Consider the following 17,120-nt stretch of genomic DNA (forward strand, 5'->3'; position numbering starts at 1 on the left):
AAGGTGAACGTTAATGGCGGCAGGAGAATTAAAAAGAACACTTACTCTTTATCAAGTTGTTTTATTCGGCCTCGCATACATGACCCCAATGATAGTGTTCGGCACGTACGGGGTTTTAGCAGATACGACCAACGGTTTTGTACCTTCCGCCTACCTGTTTGCTATGATCGCTATGCTCTTCACTGCTTACAGCTATGGTCGGATGGTAAAAGCTTTTCCTATTTCTGGTTCAGCTTACACTTATACAAGAAAGTCGATCAGCGCCCCCGTAGGTTTTATGGTCGGTTGGTCGGTTTTATTGGATTATTTATTTCTTCCTATGGTCATATGGCTGATTGGCGGCGTTTATTTAAATACTGCTTTCCCCTTCATTCCTGCCTGGGTATGGATTGTAGCTTTCATCGTAATTACAACTATTATTAATATAATTGGAATAACTACCACTACGAAGGTCAACTTACTTATGATGATCTTTCAGCTCTCAGTGGTTACCTTATTCGTTGTTCTTTGTATTGTGAATTTAGTCCAGGGTATGGGGACGGGCACAATATTTGCTTTAGAACCGTTATTTAACAGCGACGCTGAATTTCCTTTAATATTAGCAGGGGCCTCAATAGCCTGTTATTCATTTTTGGGATTTGATGCTGTTACTACACTTTCTGAAGAAACCATTAAACCTGAAAAAACTCTTCCTAAAGCTATCATATTAATTACATTAATTGGCGGCGGCATTTTTATCGCAGCTTCCTATTTCTTATATCTCGTGTATCCTGATTTCAGCCAAATCAACAATGCAGATTCAGCTGCTTTAGAAATTGCCTATCAAATTGGAGGTAACCTTTTCAGCGCTATTTTCTTGGCAGGGTTAATTTTAGCCCAATTTGCATCCGGGCTTTCCGCTCAGGCCAGTGGTTCCCGGCTGCTTTATGCGATGGGAAGAGACGGAGTACTGCCTAAAAAAATATTTGGCTTTATTAACCAACGCTCCCGCACACCAGTTTTAAACATAGTCATTGTGGGGATTGTAGGTCTCCTGGCGTTAGTGCTTGATATTACCACCTCTACTTCCTTTATAAATTTTGGAGCTTTCATTACGTTTACTTTTGTAAACGTATCGGTCATCGCTCATTACTTTATAAAAGAACAACGTCGAAGAGGCAAAGATCTTCTGTTGTTTCTTGTTATTCCACTAATCGGTGCTGCTTTTGATATTGCGTTATTTATAAACTTAGATCAAAATGCACTATTGTTAGGTACAATCTGGGCCACTGCAGGATTTATCTATTTAGTTTATTTAACTAGATTTTTCTCCAGGAAAACTCCTGACTTAACGATCGAATAGTATTTCACTTTTCAAAAAATCAGCAGCAGCCGATCGGCTGCTGCTGATTTTTTAGCTTAGCGATGCTTTTCCCGGTATTCCTGTTCGAGTATGCTCATCATTACAGCATGATAATACTGGTGGTCGTAGTAACGACACTCGCGCTTCATTCCTTCGTGCACGAATCCAAGCTTTTCATATACGTGAATCGCCCGGGTGTTAAACGAAAAAACTTCCAGTTCAATCCTGTGGAAATTCAGCTTCCCGAACCCGTATTCAAGCATCAGCTTTGTTGCTTCAGTGCCGAAGCGCTGCCCGATATAGTCGTCAAATATAATCATTTGAAACCTCGCCTGCCGGCTCGCCGGTGTGTCGATATCAATAAACGAAGTATCCCCGATTAATTGATCATTTCCCTGCATGAAAATGCCGAGCCGGACGTCTGCATGGGCATCGGTACCTTCGATATAGCGCTCCACATCTTCCAGCGTGTAAATATGGCTGGCGCCGGTAAACTGGCGGGCAATGTGATTATTATTAAACGCTTCGTACAACGCCGGTATTTCTTCCTTCGTGTAAGGACGCAGGTACAGCTGCTCTCCTTCAATTGCTTTAACTAATGGCTGCATATCTATCCCCCATTTATTCTCTATTATCCTGGTATACGATCATCGCGCTGAAATAAAAGAAGTTCATTGCAAACTGAATATCTGTTACTTCGATGTCTGCATCGTCCAGAAAGGCATTCACTTTCTTGTCGAGTCCTTTATCGCTTATGGCGTAAAACGTTTTTATCCTCACGTCTCTCCTCCTCAGCATTTCCTATTATCTATTGTACCAAAAGCAGGTATGATAAAAGGAGAACAGGAGGGAAAAATATGGAACGAATTTATTACGGTGAGCACTCTGAACAGTTCGGAGAACTTCGCCTGCCTGAAGGAGAAGGTCCTTTTCCTTTAGCAATAGTTATTCACGGAGGATTTTGGCGAACACCTTTTGGTCTCGATATTATTCAGGATGTGGCTGAGGATTTGACCCGGGAAGGCATTGCCACATGGAACATTGAATACCGGCGCGTTGGTCACGCGGGCGGTGGTTGGCCCGGAACGTTCAATGACGTCGGCAGGGCCGCTGATTACGTGCGTGAGCTCGCAGCCACCCGCCCCATTGACGTTCGACGAGTGTTTACCATTGGACATTCCGCAGGGGGACAGCTCGCCTTATGGCTCGCTGCCAGGCCATCCCTGCCCGCTACCAGCGAATTGTCCCACTTCGCTGACCCGCTATCCATATATGGAGCGGTAAGTCTCGCCGGGGTGCTTGATTTACATCTAATGCACGAGATACATGACTACCGCAACAAAATCACAAACGCCCAGGAACCATCGGACCCTGTCGCCGATCTGCTTGGCGGCTCCCCGGACGAATTTCCTGAACGCTATACTGAAACCTCGCCGTTTGACCTGATCCCTATCGATGTCCCACAGATACTCGTGCACGGAGCGCTCGACGTGAACGTGCCGGTAGGCATCAGCGCGCAGTACCATCAGGCAGCCAAAATCGGCTACCGGTCCATCCGGTATCTCGAACTCCCGGATGCAGAGCATTTTATGCTTACCGATATCCAGACCGATGCCTGGAGCCTGATCAAAGAAGAAATCCATGAGATGCTTTAAAATTTAAATAAAAACTAAAACTAGCCCAAAGTAATACTATTTTGGGTTATTTCTTTCATCTAATCATACTTTAGTTTAGGATAATAGTTACATTTAAAAAAATTATTGTCATTCTTAATGCTTATTGTAAATTTAAATCGAGGTGAGAAAAGTGCAATTAGAAGACGTACTACCTAAAATGTCTAAACTTTATCTTTCGAGAACTGTAGATAGTTTCTTAAAAGATATTCGTTTAAAAAATGAAGAAGAGATGCGCGATATTATTCTAAGAAATATTGAGGAGTTCCAGGACAGTGAAAGAGTGAAAAGAAACTTGAACTTTCTAGAAGTGGACAGAGACATTGCATTAGTTAATGAAATGATTTTAATGTCTTTGATGGAACAAGAGGGTTATTTATTACCTGAAAGTGAAATTTTTTCTTCCGTAGAATCAATCGAAAAACAAATTATAGAAGAAAGCAAAGAAGATGAATTTATCAAAAATTCTATTTCTGAAGAAACACTAAGAATTTATAATGCCGTGCTGGCAGCTGCATGGAAGAAGGACGAATCACTCAATTCACACGAAATTAATATGCTTAATGTGCTTCGGGATGAGCTTGGATTGACTACTAAAGATCATTATCTGATCGAAAGCCGTACTGGAAGGTTCCCTCAAAAAGGAAACAAGTTACATTCTACAAAGCAAATAGAAAAATCGTTAAAGCATCTTCAAACGAGAGGACTTATTTTGCGATTCAAAAGCGATGAAGGTTATTATGTTATTCCTTATGAAATAGCCAGGGTCGTAAGATACGAAATGGGAAGTGAACTTCGCAAAGATACATATTTGAAACTCCTGAATGACTTAAATATGAATCAACTTAAGACTATCCTTTCTGCATTGAACTTAAATTTAAGCGGTAACAAGGACATTCTGATTGAACGAATTATAAAGCATAACGCTAGACCTACCAGTGTATTGAACACTTTAAGTTTATCTGAATTGAAAGAAGTGCTTCAATCTTTAGACGGAGCCAGGTTAAGCGGTACTAAAGTACAAAAAATAAAAAACATTATTGATTACTATGAAAATCTAACTTCAGTGGTTGATTCCGATCCTACAGATCATAGATCCAGGTATTACGATTTTTTTGAAGATTTGGCTTCGAGAAATTATAAGCTGTTAAGAACAAATAAAGTAATCGATAAAGATTTAGATATTGAAAATAATTTTGAACAAGCTACTCAGTTTCTTTTTGAAAAACAGTTGAAATTGGATCTCGTAAAAATGAATGGTTCAAAACATGCAGATGGTAAACTTCATTATTCATCAAAAGAAGTAATCCTTTGGGATAATAAAAGTGTTGAAGAAATATATAATTTCCCTGAAGCTCATTATGAGCAATTTTTGGGGTATATTCGTTCAGACACCATGAGGGTGACTCTGTTTTTGATTATTACTGCTGATTACAGTACCGAAGCCATTTCTAAAGCCCAAAAGCTCAAAGCATTTTCAGAGCAGGACACTGACGTAGCTTTAATCAGTGCTTCCGATTTAAAATATGTCGCCGAACATTGGCAGGAATATTCCAACTCAAAAGATCCAAAGTTTAATTTGCAGGTTTTTAACTTAACTGGAGAACTAAATCGAAATACATTAAAAAGTAGAATGGAATGGGCTATACAATAAAAAGGAAGGCAGCTTCACTATAATAAGTGGCTGCCTTCTTTTTTATTAAGATAATAAGATTTATAATGCTTCACTGCATCTTTTAAGTCCTTTCAGTATATCCTTAGCAAGCTTATTCGTCAGCGGACGTACGAGCGCCCCAAGCACCCGGCCAAAACGGTGGTTTTGACGGGATTCGTACGTCTGGACGACTTCGGTCCATGCCGATCGCTCTTTTAATTCATAGGTAATGACTATATGCATTTGCTGGAGAGTCAATTCATAGCTGAATAACTCCGGCTCCTTCACACTTAGATTTCTCCCTTCAGATACGTAGACGGAGCGTCCAGCTTTCTGGGTCTGAGTGAATAACGCACCTTCCTTTTCAGGTGAATGCTCATATGTAATGTCGATAATTTCCGGACTCCACTCTGCCCGCTTCTCTGGATCCGTTAAACAATCATATACTGTCTTCCTGGATGCTTTTATCATGATTTCATGCTTCATCTTATCCCTCCCTGTGCTTTGGCTACTAAAAAAAACCGGCAGAAGGGCCGGTTTTATTGAGACTGCAGATGAAAACCAATATGTTCAAGCGCAGATTCCAGATTTCTTGAGATGTGGATGTTCATTTTTAAAATTTCATTGTTGCTTAATTCATGCTGGGCGATCGCCGGAGATATTCCGGTCAGTAAAATGTTAACTCCCATTAGCTTCAGGGCATGAATGACATTAATAAACACGTGCGGAAACTCACCATCCACGATCACAAGCCCTGACAAATCAATCACAAGGTGCTCAATTTTTTGGTCTGCCGCGTACTCCAGAACGGTACTGGTAATAATTTCAGCCCGTTTTTCATCAATAATTCCCTGAACCGGAAGAATCGAAATACCTTTTCTGACCGGAATAATCGGCACGTTTAAAAATCCGAGGTTGTACTGGGTGTGGTCGAGCTCGATAATATGTGCAAGCACCTCTCCCATGGCTTTTAAGTAGTCCACATCCTCCTGGCTGAATATTTTTTCCTCGGGATCCATAACACACAGCGTGCCGAATACATTGCCGTTCAGATCGGTCAGCGTGACACCGAGGAATCCTTTCATCTGCAGCTGGGAGGTCACCTCCAATTCTCTTGTCATCACATCTTTTGTCAGGTCTTCTGTACAGAGTGCGTCTTCCTCGTTCATAATAATTTTCCTGCAGTACGTATCACTATATTCTACCGAATAGCCTTCGGGAATAATTTCTTCTTTTTTATTAAACGTGCTGATGACAGTCATTTCATTGTTGCCGCGCTTTGTAATATACGCTGTATTCACATCAAGCTGGTCGGCTATTAAATCAAACATTTTCTGCGAAACAGATTTGAGTGACGGGAATTCAGTCGAATCCAGACTATATTCTTTTTGCAATTTATGTTCCTCCACATTTAGATTGATTGAGGGGATGATTTGTACATTAGAATTATTATAATACGTTTCCCCTTTCTAAACAATACATGTGTCTTTAGTACGATATATTTATGTACTAATTATGTAATTCATCACAAAGATAAATTATCAAACAAAAAAGCCAGGGAAGATCCCTGACTTATTCATTATACGCACGAACCATATAGAGGGCGTTGCCCACATACCCATGCTCTGAAGCGTGCGGGCGGTCATCACCGTCACCGTAGCCGTAATCAAGCATCCGGTTCCGATTCAGGCACAGCTTCACCATGGTCGGCTGAAAAAGATTAAAAAGCTCAAAGCGTCCATTCAGCTCCGGAAAGCATTTTTCGTACGCTTCCATTGTTTCCACAGCCATTTTCCAGAATATACTTTCTGTAAGTAAGTTCTTCCGGTCGAGCAGATCCGCCAGATAGCGGAAGTGGCAGATGAACAACCCGGTGAAAATGAACTGCACTAGTCCTTCCGGCGGCTCGCACCGAAGAACCTGCTTTAACTCCTCTGGAAGCTCCTCGAGCTCCGGCAGCTGCTGATCGCTCACATTCACATCATCCACAAAGTCTTTCATGATCAGCCGCTGCGGGGCATAGTTCTTTAATACAACAATTGTATTCTGCCCGTGAGGAGAAAAAACGGTGCCGTATTTATACATGTAGTGCAACAGCGGAGGGAGCAGGGAATCAAACAGCTGCTTTATCCACGCTTTCGTACTTAACCCTGAACGTTCCACATACTCCTGAACCAACAGCTTTCCATTCGCATCTTCGTGCAAAAGAGCCGCCAGCGTTACTGGCTTTTCTTCATCCTCCACTGCCGTATAAATACTTTCTCTCCAGACAGCACCCAGCATCTCTGTATACTGGTACGGCACTCCCTGCAGATGATGAAACCCGGGATGCGGCACATCGATTGTTTCTGTTTCCCCGAGCAGCCCCACCTCACACGTCTCCCGCAGAAAAGGGTCTTCGTCCTTGATGGCTTGAATCCATTTGGTCACCTCTGGTGCCACTTTTGTCCGCTCGCTTGGCAGCCCCCGGTAAACGAGTGTATTTAAAATACTTAGCGGAAGCTTCACATGTTTTTTTGTTTTATGCTCTGTGTTGACGAACGTACGAATCGATTGCTGCGGAAGGTACGCATCTCCTGAATACGCCAGAGGAATAATCCACCCTCTGGCAATATACTCAGCGTAGAGCGTTACGATGTAATTGTCCCACTGCCAGTCATGCACCGGCATGTAATAATAGTCATTCGGGTCTTCCCCGGCACGGCTTATTAGACTGCTAAAATAATTGCGCTCGGTTTCATTCAGCTCCTGCTCTATTAACTGGCGGTAACCATCAGCATGCAGGGTCTGAAACGAAGCAGCTTCCCTGTGGACCGCTATCCAGAATAAATAGACTTTCTGCTTATGTTCAGGGGCATAAGAAAGATAATCCTGAAAGCTGAATCCAATTCGGCCTTTATTATATGTGATCCACGGATGGCCGTTCATTTCTCCTTCAAGCAGCAGATAATCCATGTCTGCAAGCTCGGCAGCCGTCGTCCTTTTGTCCAGCAAATAGCAGTCTGCTGTCAGGGTATGATAATATTCTTTCAGCAAATGCCCCGCTGTTTCACTCGAAATTGGAGCTGTTTGCTGTAGTTCAAGCAGAAAAGCGTCCGCCCGGACCGGCGCTTCTGATTTCCCTTCTTTTTTCACTATGCTTTCCGGATACACGTGGACACTGTCAAAAAACCGCTTGCGCGCCGAAAATGCATAAACTGCCTGAGCTGTTTTCACTTGAAGCTTCTGCAGCTCTCCCTCTTCGGTAACCTCTGCTTCAATAATACCCTCGTACAGGAATTCCTGAAGCATTTTAGCCGTTAACCGCCGGTTCGCCTCCTCCCAGTGCAGCTGTTGGACAGATTCCGCGGACTCCGCCGTATATGAATTCATCTGCTTTCTTCCTTTCTTTTTAATATTATGGCGCTCAGCTTCACACGATAGCCCCGGCCGTTTTTCTCTTAAACTCCTGAAAGACATTTTCAGACCGGACGGGGTAAACTTCCCGGTTTGCGATTTGATTAATAATAACCGCGTTCCGGTGCGCTCCAAGCCCGAGGTCCGGCGCTCCAACACCATGCGTGTGCATCTCGCCGTTTTGAATAAAAACATAGCGGTTCTGCTCAGCCTGCACTGCACGGTACTTTTCATCAATTTGCATCCGCCCGTATTCATCACGCTGCAAATAAGCTTCGATTCCTCTTAGAAATGGCTGAGGGGATGGCTGGTAGCCTGTCGCAGCGATCAGTGCTTCTGTTTCTTCTGTATGCTCTGTGCCGTAGTTAATCTCCTTCAAAAACAGCTTTATATCGCCAGCCGGCGTACTATCCATACTCGTAAGTTCCGTATTTGCCTGAAGCACTATGCCCTGGCTTTCCCCTCCGATTGTCTGCTCATACAGCTCGTCGTATACGGCCGCAATCGTATCAGCGCTGATCCCTTTATACAGCAGATCCTGCTTCTTGAGCAGCTGCTCCTTTGTGTAAGGGTCAAGGTGGTAAAAATAACCAGTATAATCCGGCGAAAAATGTTCAAGTCCGAGCTTGGAATATTCCATCGGGAAAAATCCCGATGACCTCGTATACCAGCGGAGGCTGTATCCATATTCCGGCCGTTTCTTTAACAGATCGAGAAAAACTTCAGCGGCGCTCTGACCGGAGCCTGCCACTGTGATGCTCTGCTTTTGGAGCAGTTCCTTCCGGCGGTAACGGTAGTCTGCAGAGTGGCAAACATCTCTTCCGCTTTCCATCCATGAGGGAAGCGCCGGCTTCGTACCGGTACCCATTACCACATGCCGGGAATAGAAGCACCTACTTTTCCCTGTGCCAGTATTTTCTGTTTCTACTTTATACAGCCCGTTCTCCTTCAAAAATTCCATCTGGACAACCCGCTGCCCAAACCGGCAGGAGGAAAGCTTTTCAGCTGCCCACCGGCAGTAGTCATTGTATTCGCGGCGCGGAATATGAAATTTCTCATAGAAATAAAAATGATATAATCTTTCCTTTTCCTGCAAGTAATTTAAAAAGGAATAAGGACTCTTTGGATCAGCCAGCGTGACCAAATCCGCAAGAAATGGAACCTGAAGGCTGGTGCCTTCGAGCAGCATACCGCCGTGCCATTCAAATCTATCGTTTTCATCCAAAAATAGACCCTTCACTTCCGGTACATTTTCCACAAGTGCCGCCATCCCCAGGTTAAACGGTCCAATTCCTACCCCTAATACATCGTATATTTCCTCAGCCATCGCGGTCTCCTCCTTCATATGTCCCGCGGGTGCAGACCATTAAAAGTCCACGTTTGTCAGGCAGATCCACCGGCTTTACAGGCTCAAATCCCGCTTTTTTAAACACATGAATCATTTTGCCGTTGGTAATATCGGGCTCAGCGATCACCCGATTTGTTCCAGGATGGTTAAACTGCATCGAAAGCATAGCTTTTAAAAGCGGCAAGGCAAGTCCCCTGCCTGTTTCTTCAGGGGGCCCAATCAAAAGGTGAACGCCCTGATCCTCCGGCTCCGCTTTGTAATAGGAACCAATTATGTCGTCTGCTGCCCAATACACCTCCCAGTAGCTGATCGGGCGGCCATCAAGCTCCCCGACATATAGCGATTGATGATTATCCGCCAGTGCCTTTCGAAGATGCGCTTGATAGCTGCTTTTACTTATATTCAGCTGCCAGAATGGTACGACATGCGCCTCGTGCATCCACCCGTGCAGAAGATCCAGATCAGATTGTTCATCCACATCACGAAACTGAAGACGTTCATCCATCTCTTCTACCGGATCCCGGCTAAAAATATGGTAATTAGATTGCCTCGTTTTCATGCTGCATGCACTCCTTTGCAGTCAGTGGATTTGAAATATGAATATAGACAGACTGTTCGGCCAGGGAGCCGACCAATTCGTCCATGTCGAAAAAGCGGGTCAGCAGATTGCCCTTGGACAGGATGCTTTTGTATTCAAGAAGACTTTGGGTCAGGCGGGAACGGCCGAATGCTTTTTCCGCATCTTCAAGCTCCTCTCGGAGTATTTGCAGCAGTTCCGCTTCTTCAATCAGGCCTGAAGCTCCGAAGCCGTTAATCAGCCCAAATAAATGGTTGATGAAAAAGTAATAGCGGAAGCGTTCATCTGCAATATCATCTGCGCATACAGTGTCGCTTGAAGCATTCAGCTCCGGCACATACTTTTTCAAGTGCGCTTCCTTTGAGTGGGCAAAATAGTAGCCCTGATTGTCCCGGTAATAAAACACTTTCGGATAGCCGCCGGTAAAACGAACGACAGAATTCTGCTGGTGGGCTTCAAGCGCAATGCCGTGAGTCATATACAGCCAGAGCATAGGATGCAGGGATATTGATAAGTACCGCCGGAACCAGTCCCTGCTTACTTCGGCAGTGCTCCGGTTTTCCGCCCGGGCGAGACCTCGAATCATGTTGCTGAGCATACTGCCTTCCCCGTACGCGTCGTGGACAAGCCCTGCGGCCAGTGACACCTGGTCATCCATATTTTCCTGAAAAGGATTGCGCCGGATAATCGTTTCCAGGCCTGTTTCTTCTTCACCTTTAAGGGTGATATATGCTGGATCACGTATAATTTCAAACCCCGGGAAAAACTGTGCTGCATCTTTTCCAATCCGGCTCTGCATCAGCTTTTCCACTTCTATGCCGCGAGCCAGTTCTTTTTTTTGATTGGCACGCAGTGAATTAGTAACCTTCACCGGAATTGAAACTTTAAACATATACGGTGACTGCTCGTGATAAAGGGTCCGGATCGAGGAAGTCGCTGTGAAGCTTCGGCCTGCCGGGCCAAGATAATCTAATTCTCCGTGTTCCATTTTCCGTTGAATCGACTCCTCGCAGAGCATAGCTTCTGCCTGAAGCGGATGTACCGGCAGCAGGGCATATCCATCATCCAGACGGCAGTAGTGTTTTTTAAATAATTCCTCTGTCTCCGGGGCATTTTGAAGATCTTTTTTTACGATATCTGCCGCTTTTTCTTCTTCCATCGAGGCTTCCTCTACCTGGGCTGACGGAGCCCGGAAAAAATGCAGCTGAAAACGTCCTTTTGTTTCCGGGGAATACAGTTCAGTTTCCTCCTTACGTTCCATACCCTGCCGGCTTTTAGGGGTCGGGTGCAGCAGGTGCCCGAGCAAAAGGCTCTGCTCTGAATCAATGTAGCGGGAGATAACTTCTCCTTTATCCTCCCTGCGTGCTTCTAAAAACAGCTCTATGAGTTCAAAGCTTTGGAGTACACGCTGCATCATTTCTTCCTGCCCTCCCTTATTAGCGTATGCAAGCGAAAGTTCCTTCAAAAGCAAAGCCCCGGTGGTCAGCACATCCAGTTCAACTAGAGAACTGCTTTCGCTGGTTCTATAATAAAGTGGAAAACGGAAAAGATGACGATGTGTCAGGGACCGGTATTTAACCGGGAGTATCAGCTCTATCTCTTGATGAGAAAGCTCCACACGGCATTCCTTCTCTCCCCAGGCACCGCTTCCGGTCTCGCGCAAGTAACAATTAAGAAGGCTCTGCATCGAAGCCTCTGCTGCTGTTTGTTTAGTATTCACTTCTTCTGCCCCTTTCGTATGGTTTCAATTTCCCGGCCCATTTCAATCACGGCCTGAATCACGTGATCAATATCCTCCTCTTCCGCTAAAGGATTGATCAGCGTGCACTTTAAAAACTGCCTGCCGTCTACTTTCGTTTTGGCAATGACTGCTTCACCTGAAGCATACAACCGCTGCTGAATTTCTTTATTGACCTCGTCTTCTTCCCTTTCTTCAAAGGAGCTTTCTGTGCAGTATTTAAACACTACTGCATTCATTTCTGGTTTCATTACTAGATACAGGTTCGGCTCATCGTTAATTTTTTCCGCGAGACGCCCCGCCTGTCTTAAGCCCTTCCCGATCATTTCCGCCCATTTTTCCGTGCCCAGGGTCCGGAGCGTCATCAATATTTTAAGTGCATCAAAGCGCCGGGTCGTCTGCATCGAATAGTCCACGAGGTTAGTAAAGCCCTCCTCGCTGTCGTCTTCTGGGTTCAAATAGTCCGCCCTGTGTCTGATAAAACGAAAAGTGTCCTGGCTCTTAACCAAAAAAGCCCCGCAGCTGACTGGCTGATAGAATAATTTGTGAAAATCCACCGCCAGGGAATCTGCTTTATGCACCCCGTCGAGCTTTACAGCCTGATTGCTGCTGAGCGCCAAAGCTCCGCCGAAGGCGGCGTCCACATGCATCCATAGATTTTCTTTGTCTGCTGTACGTCGAATCTCCTGGAGTGGGTCAATGCTTCCAAAATCAGTAGTGCCGGCTGTAGCCACTACGGCAATGGGATGGTTACCGGACTCCCTTGCCTCCTGAATGAAGGCTTCAAGCTTACCGGCGTTCATTTTTTTGTGCTCATCTGTCGGCACCCCTACTACTGACCGCTCTCCGAGGCCAAGCTGAACAGCCGATTTTTTGATGGTAAAGTGCGCCTCCTCTGAACAAAAAATCTTGAATCTGGATGCTTCCGGAGGAAGGCCATCGGCTTTCACATCATGTGACAACTCCCGGGCGCAGTATTGGTCTCTTGCAAGCAGCAGCCCCATAAAATTCGACTGAGTCCCTCCAGTCGTAAATGTTCCTGCAGCGGTTTGAGGCAGCTGATACAATTCACACAGCCAGTTCACCACCTCTGTCTCTACTGTTGTCGCTGCCGGGCTTTGATCCCAGGAATCCATCGATTGATTTAGAGCGCTCACGATCAAATCTGCACACACCCCGGATAAAAGCGGCGGGCAGTGCAGATGTGCCATCGCATGAGGATGGCTGATGTTTAAGGAGCGTTTCATAATATGCTCCATTACTTCGTCAAGCACACTATCAAAAGTATGTTCATGCTCTATGCCGTGAAAGAATTGTTTTACCTGCGGTTCTTCTTCTGCGGCCACAGGGCTTTCATTTTCATTAAAAAAATCCGCTATATAGGCAGAAGTCTGGGTTAACATTTCGAGCGTTCTTTGCTTATCACCGATGTTTGTTAGAAATTCATTATCAAATGCGGTGTGCGACCCTTCCTTTACAACCGGCATATCGTCTCCTCCATGATCTGTTATTTATAGATAATGAAAATCATTATCAATTAATCTGAAAAAATAAAAGCTCTGTTTCAAGCTGTTAATTACAATGTACACACTAATTGAAAATGATTATCAAAGTCAACAACTGCTGTGGAATTGATACAAAGGTTGGTATCGGCCCGTTGAACGGTTTAGGTCTATTACCCTTTCTCCCATCCAAATTGTGACTTAATATTCACCCGCTTTTAAGAGCTAACGTCGTTAGTTTAAAAACACCCCTATGAGGTAATAAGCCGTATATCAACAACTATCATCAGGAGGTGCAGCAATTGCTCGTACGCACAAAAGATTTTCAGGCATTTTGGATCTCAGCCACCGATGAAGAAGCAATCGGCTCCATTTCCGACGTCTATTTCGATTCCAGAGGCGAATGGAAGGTACGGTTTCTCGTCGCTGATACCCGCACGTGGTTTGTGGGAGGAAAGGTTCTGCTCAGCCCCCAGCTGATCAGCCGTCTCGACCTTGCCGGCCAGGCCATTCAGATGAATGCCTCGAAAGACCAGATTAAAGACAGTCCGAAGCCGGATGAACACGAACCTATTTCCCGTTCCTACGAAGCTTCTGTTTTAAATTATTACAACTTAGAGCCTTACTGGATTCCAACAGCCGGAAGTACCGGAACCGGGCCGGTTATGCCTGTAGGCGGCCCGTTCGCCCCTAACGATGATGACGATAATAACGCACGTCCCGCCCATGACACTGCCGTTACCGGTGCGGAAGAAAACGAAATGGAAGCTGCCCGGAACAAAGAAGACTACTACCTGCAGAGTACGAAGGATCTTCGCGGCTATGATGTCGATGCAGGAGGTGAAAGTATCGGCACGATCTCTGACGTGGTTTTTGACACAAACGACTGGAGCGTTCAGTTCATCGAGGTTGATACTGCCGGTGCACTGTCAAGTGACCACTCTCTCGTTCCAGTGGAATGGTTTAATCAGTTCAGTGCCATGGACGAAAGTGCCACCACCAGTGTGAGCCGCGAAGCGGTGGAAAATTCACCTGATTACGAAGCATCCATGACATTAACCGATGATTACGGTGAAGAAATCCGCCGTCACTTCGGCAGCCCCTCGAATAGATAAATGAAAGTTGTCCGCTGTTTAAAAGCAGCGGGCTTTTTTATATCTGCCGAATCCGGAACCGCTGTAATATGTTAAAATAAATAAGCTAATAACCCTTCAAACAGCTCAAGAGTGGACTACCTATGGATAAAAAAGATATTGCCGACCTTCGAAGGCAGTTAAAAACAGACAATGATCTGCTCACGATCTCCGACATCTTTAACGTTTACATAATGAAAGAAACGACCGATATTTATCACCATCAGAGTCAGCCGTTCGAAATGCTCGACAGCGACCAGCAGGAGCTGTTTATGGCCAATTTTAAAAAAGTTCTCACCGGGCAGCTGGATGAAAAATTATTCGAGCTGAAATTTCAGCAGGACGTTGAAGATTCCAGCCAGCTCATTCTCCACAAAGGTCTTTTAAGCCGTAATGTTGAAGACTGGAAGGAACAGATGCTTCGCATGACCGAAAAAATGATTGAAGACCACCCGTATGAAAAAGACACCGTAATCACCTTTATCCGTGCCGATTATTTAAAACCGGCCAAACAGCGGAATGAGGAAGCAGAAACGAGCGACCGCGATGCAGTATATTCCAATTCCTTTATTCTCTGCAGCATCAATAAGACAGAAGAGCCGAAAAAAGAAATGCAGTTTGATTACATTGAGAAGGAATTCAAATACAAGGTCGAGGCCGATCCGGTCATTGATCTTAAACATCCATTGGCCGGCTTTTTGTTTCCCGCGATGACGGAAGGGGCCGCTGACGTCAATCATGTGCTCTATGCAGCTTCAAAGCCCAACGAACCCGACTACCGGTTTATCGAAGATGTGCTGAACGGCGAAGAGATCGTCACCGCCAAAGAAAACAAAACAGTATTTGAGGATATAGTAAGAGACGTGGTCGGCGACCAGATGAACCCCACCACACTTGCGAACGTCTACGGCGAAATTCACCGGGTCGTCGAAGAAAATGAAGAGGATACCCCGCCGACGCTCGACTATAAAGATGTCGAACGGGTGCTTCAGCAGAGCGGCGAGCAGGTGGAGACCGACAAAGTAAAAACAGCGTTTCAGCGGGTGACCGATAACGAAACCTATGAGCTGAAAGCAAACAGCATCGTGCCGAAATACAATTCCAAATCCATTAAAATCAACACGAAAATCGCCAATATTGCGATCAGCCCGCAGGACCTCGAATACGTAAGACAGGTCAACTATCAGGGAAAACGCTGTATTATGATTGAGATTGAAGAGGACGCAGAGATCGAAGGCTTTAAAATGCTGCCGGAGGCTTTTGGCGAAGATACTCAGTAATAACACAAGGAAGGCCCCGGGCGGGACCTTCCTTGTTTTTAATATACAGCTGGGCCGGAGGCTTTTTTTTGCATACTCCCTCTTACTTTCGCACTAATTTTGTGGCCACTTCCACATGCGTTGTCTGCGGGAACATATCCACCGGCTGGGCTTCTACGACCTCGTATCCGCCCTCCACGAGGTGCTTTAAATCGCGGGCGAGTGTCGCCGGGTTACAGGAAACATATACGATACGTTCGGGAGCAACCTCAAGCATCGTATCAAGTAACTGTTCGTCGCAGCCCTTCCGCGGCGGATCCACAACAACAACGTCCGGTCGCAGCCCGTTTGCTTTTACCCACCACGGCATCACTTCCTCTGCTTTTCCTGTCGCAAAGGTTACGTTATCAAAATGATTCAGCTGGGCGTTTCGCTTAGCGTCACTCACGGCCTGAGGAACTACCTCCACGCCGTACACTTCACGCGCTTTTTCTGCGAGAAACAGCGAGATGGTTCCGATGCCGCAGTAGGCATCAATAACCGTTTCATGACCGCGCAGGTCCGCGTACTCCAGTGCTTTGTCATACAGCGTTTTTGTCTGGACCGGGTTCACCTGGTAAAAGGAACGCGCGGAGATCGCAAACTTCACATCGCCAATGTGGTCGTAAATGTAGTCTTCGCCCCACAGCGTCTTCGTGCGGTCACCGAAGATGACATTCGTTCGTTTCGTATTCACGTTTTGAACGATGCTTGCCGTATCCTTAACTTCACTGCGCACAGCCTCGATAAAAGCCTGCTCGTCCGGTATTTTCTTGCCGTTTGTAATAAGGACAATCATCAGCTGGCCGGTAGTCGGGGCGTACCGCGTCACGACGTGGCGGAGAAAGCCGCGTCCGCTTTCTTCATCATAGGCGCTCATGCCAAATCGGTCGGCAATGTCTTTTACCTGCTGAACGGCAGCGTCGTTTTCCTTCTGCTGAATGATACACTCATCCATATCAATAATGTTATGTGTCCGTTTTTGGTAAAAGCCCGCTTTTAACCGGCCGTCCTCTTTTACACCAAGCGGCACCTGGGCCTTGTTGCGGTAGCGCCACGGTTCCTCCATCCCGATCGTATCGTGGACCACTGTTTCGTCGAGGCCGCCGATCCGTTCAAACGCATCCTTCACCTGTTTATGCTTATAGCGGAGCTGGGCATCGTAGGTCATATGCTGCAGCTGGCAGCCTCCGCATTTCACATAAATCGGGCACGGCGCTTCCGTTCGTTCGCTGCTTTCTTCAAGAACAGTAATAAGCTTGCCAAAGCCGTAGCCTTTTTTTGTTTTAATAATCTTTGCCTGAATACGCTCACCGGGCAGGGCATACGGGATAAACAGCGCATACCCGTCGATTCTTCCGACCCCGTGACCTTCGTGAGTTAAATCCTCGATCGTCGTCTCTATTAATTCATTTTTTTCTACCGGGGCTTCCGGCTTATTTTGCTTGCTCATTATTTC

The 17,120-nt window shown here is 45.6% G+C and carries 15 protein-coding genes; 5 read left to right on the forward strand and 10 right to left on the reverse strand.

Going from position 1 to position 17,120, the window contains the following annotated elements; translation table 11 throughout:
- Positions 1 to 13: 13 nt before the first annotated feature.
- A complete protein-coding gene (locus ACTRXH_RS08765) occupies positions 14 to 1,342 on the forward strand; it encodes an APC family permease (RefSeq protein ID WP_474281721.1) in 1,329 nt (442 codons plus the stop codon).
- Positions 1,343 to 1,398: 56 nt separating this feature from the next.
- Here ACTRXH_RS08765 and ACTRXH_RS08770 read toward each other — a convergent pair whose 3' ends face one another.
- The gene (locus tag ACTRXH_RS08770; protein WP_474263739.1) at positions 1,399 to 1,950 is read right to left on the reverse strand and encodes a GNAT family N-acetyltransferase; all 552 of its coding nucleotides are present in this window, start codon (positions 1,948 to 1,950) and stop codon (positions 1,399 to 1,401) included.
- Positions 1,951 to 1,963: 13 nt separating this feature from the next.
- Positions 1,964 to 2,122 (reverse strand): hypothetical protein, encoded by a 159-nt coding sequence (locus ACTRXH_RS08775; protein ID WP_474263741.1) that lies wholly within the window; start codon positions 2,120 to 2,122, stop codon positions 1,964 to 1,966.
- Positions 2,123 to 2,199: 77 nt separating this feature from the next.
- Here ACTRXH_RS08775 and ACTRXH_RS08780 point away from each other — a divergent pair, with 77 nt between their 5' ends.
- On the forward strand, positions 2,200 to 2,997 hold the full coding sequence (locus ACTRXH_RS08780; protein WP_474263743.1) for an alpha/beta hydrolase family protein: 798 nt from the start codon (positions 2,200 to 2,202) through the stop codon (positions 2,995 to 2,997).
- Positions 2,998 to 3,148: 151 nt separating this feature from the next.
- Positions 3,149 to 4,669 (forward strand): SAP domain-containing protein, encoded by a 1,521-nt coding sequence (locus ACTRXH_RS08785; RefSeq protein WP_474281723.1) that lies wholly within the window; start codon positions 3,149 to 3,151, stop codon positions 4,667 to 4,669.
- 60 nt (positions 4,670 to 4,729) lie between these two features.
- Here the strand turns inward: ACTRXH_RS08785 and ACTRXH_RS08790 are convergent, their stop codons facing one another.
- The 7 genes from ACTRXH_RS08790 to ACTRXH_RS08820 form a co-directional block, all read right to left on the reverse strand.
- Positions 4,730 to 5,155: an SRPBCC family protein gene (locus ACTRXH_RS08790; RefSeq protein WP_474262431.1), complete on the reverse strand. Its 426-nt coding sequence runs from the start codon at positions 5,153 to 5,155 to the stop codon at positions 4,730 to 4,732.
- Between the two features lie 53 nt (positions 5,156 to 5,208).
- Positions 5,209 to 6,063 (reverse strand): STAS domain-containing protein, encoded by an 855-nt coding sequence (locus ACTRXH_RS08795; RefSeq protein ID WP_474262432.1) that lies wholly within the window; start codon positions 6,061 to 6,063, stop codon positions 5,209 to 5,211.
- 178 nt (positions 6,064 to 6,241) lie between these two features.
- Positions 6,242 to 8,041 (reverse strand): IucA/IucC family protein, encoded by a 1,800-nt coding sequence (locus ACTRXH_RS08800; RefSeq protein ID WP_474281725.1) that lies wholly within the window; start codon positions 8,039 to 8,041, stop codon positions 6,242 to 6,244.
- Between the two features lie 40 nt (positions 8,042 to 8,081).
- The gene (locus tag ACTRXH_RS08805) at positions 8,082 to 9,392 is read right to left on the reverse strand and encodes a lysine N(6)-hydroxylase/L-ornithine N(5)-oxygenase family protein (RefSeq protein ID WP_474281727.1); all 1,311 of its coding nucleotides are present in this window, start codon (positions 9,390 to 9,392) and stop codon (positions 8,082 to 8,084) included.
- Entirely contained in the window at positions 9,385 to 9,918 is a 534-nt protein-coding gene (locus tag ACTRXH_RS08810) for a GNAT family N-acetyltransferase (RefSeq protein ID WP_474281866.1), read from the reverse strand. Before ACTRXH_RS08810 ends, ACTRXH_RS08805 begins: the two co-directional genes overlap by 8 nt.
- Before the next feature lie 34 nt (positions 9,919 to 9,952).
- Positions 9,953 to 11,710 (reverse strand): IucA/IucC family protein, encoded by a 1,758-nt coding sequence (locus tag ACTRXH_RS08815; protein WP_474281729.1) that lies wholly within the window; start codon positions 11,708 to 11,710, stop codon positions 9,953 to 9,955.
- Entirely contained in the window at positions 11,707 to 13,215 is a 1,509-nt protein-coding gene (locus ACTRXH_RS08820; RefSeq protein ID WP_474281731.1) for a pyridoxal phosphate-dependent decarboxylase family protein, read from the reverse strand. The genes ACTRXH_RS08815 and ACTRXH_RS08820 overlap by 4 nt, the downstream gene beginning before the upstream one ends.
- A 317-nt stretch (positions 13,216 to 13,532) precedes the next feature.
- Between ACTRXH_RS08820 and ACTRXH_RS08825 the strand changes: the two genes are divergently transcribed.
- Together ACTRXH_RS08825 and ACTRXH_RS08830 are read left to right on the forward strand one after the other, a co-directional pair.
- Entirely contained in the window at positions 13,533 to 14,345 is an 813-nt protein-coding gene (locus tag ACTRXH_RS08825; RefSeq protein WP_474262438.1) for a PRC-barrel domain-containing protein, read from the forward strand.
- A 122-nt stretch (positions 14,346 to 14,467) separates the two neighbouring features.
- Positions 14,468 to 15,643, forward strand: coding sequence for a DUF4317 domain-containing protein (locus ACTRXH_RS08830; protein WP_474281733.1), 1,176 nt, complete (start codon positions 14,468 to 14,470; stop codon positions 15,641 to 15,643).
- 82 nt (positions 15,644 to 15,725) lie between these two features.
- Here the strand turns inward: ACTRXH_RS08830 and rlmD are convergent, their stop codons facing one another.
- Positions 15,726 to 17,114 carry a 23S rRNA (uracil(1939)-C(5))-methyltransferase RlmD gene (gene rlmD, locus ACTRXH_RS08835; RefSeq protein ID WP_474281735.1) on the reverse strand — a complete coding sequence of 463 codons (1,389 nt, stop codon included), beginning with the start codon at positions 17,112 to 17,114 and terminating at the stop codon, positions 15,726 to 15,728.
- Positions 17,115 to 17,120: the final 6 nt, after the last annotated feature.

This window comes from Marinococcus sp. LNHM5E3-2.1 (assembly GCF_056034365.1).

Coding starts and splice junctions, on each gene's coding strand:
- ACTRXH_RS08765 (WP_474281721.1), top strand. CDS start 14: ATGGCGGCAGGAGAATTAAAAAGAACACTTACTCTTTATCAAGTTGTT.
- ACTRXH_RS08805 (WP_474281727.1), bottom strand. CDS start 9,392: ATGGCTGAGGAAATATACGATGTATTAGGGGTAGGAATTGGACCGTTT.
- ACTRXH_RS08810 (WP_474281866.1), bottom strand. CDS start 9,918: ATGGATGAACGTCTTCAGTTTCGTGATGTGGATGAACAATCTGATCTG.
- ACTRXH_RS08780 (WP_474263743.1), top strand. CDS start 2,200: ATGGAACGAATTTATTACGGTGAGCACTCTGAACAGTTCGGAGAACTT.
- ACTRXH_RS08790 (WP_474262431.1), bottom strand. CDS start 5,155: ATGAAGCATGAAATCATGATAAAAGCATCCAGGAAGACAGTATATGAT.
- ACTRXH_RS08770 (WP_474263739.1), bottom strand. CDS start 1,950: ATGCAGCCATTAGTTAAAGCAATTGAAGGAGAGCAGCTGTACCTGCGT.
- ACTRXH_RS08830 (WP_474281733.1), top strand. CDS start 14,468: ATGGATAAAAAAGATATTGCCGACCTTCGAAGGCAGTTAAAAACAGAC.
- ACTRXH_RS08820 (WP_474281731.1), bottom strand. CDS start 13,215: ATGCCGGTTGTAAAGGAAGGGTCGCACACCGCATTTGATAATGAATTT.
- ACTRXH_RS08800 (WP_474281725.1), bottom strand. CDS start 8,041: ATGAATTCATATACGGCGGAGTCCGCGGAATCTGTCCAACAGCTGCAC.
- rlmD (WP_474281735.1), bottom strand. CDS start 17,114: ATGAGCAAGCAAAATAAGCCGGAAGCCCCGGTAGAAAAAAATGAATTA.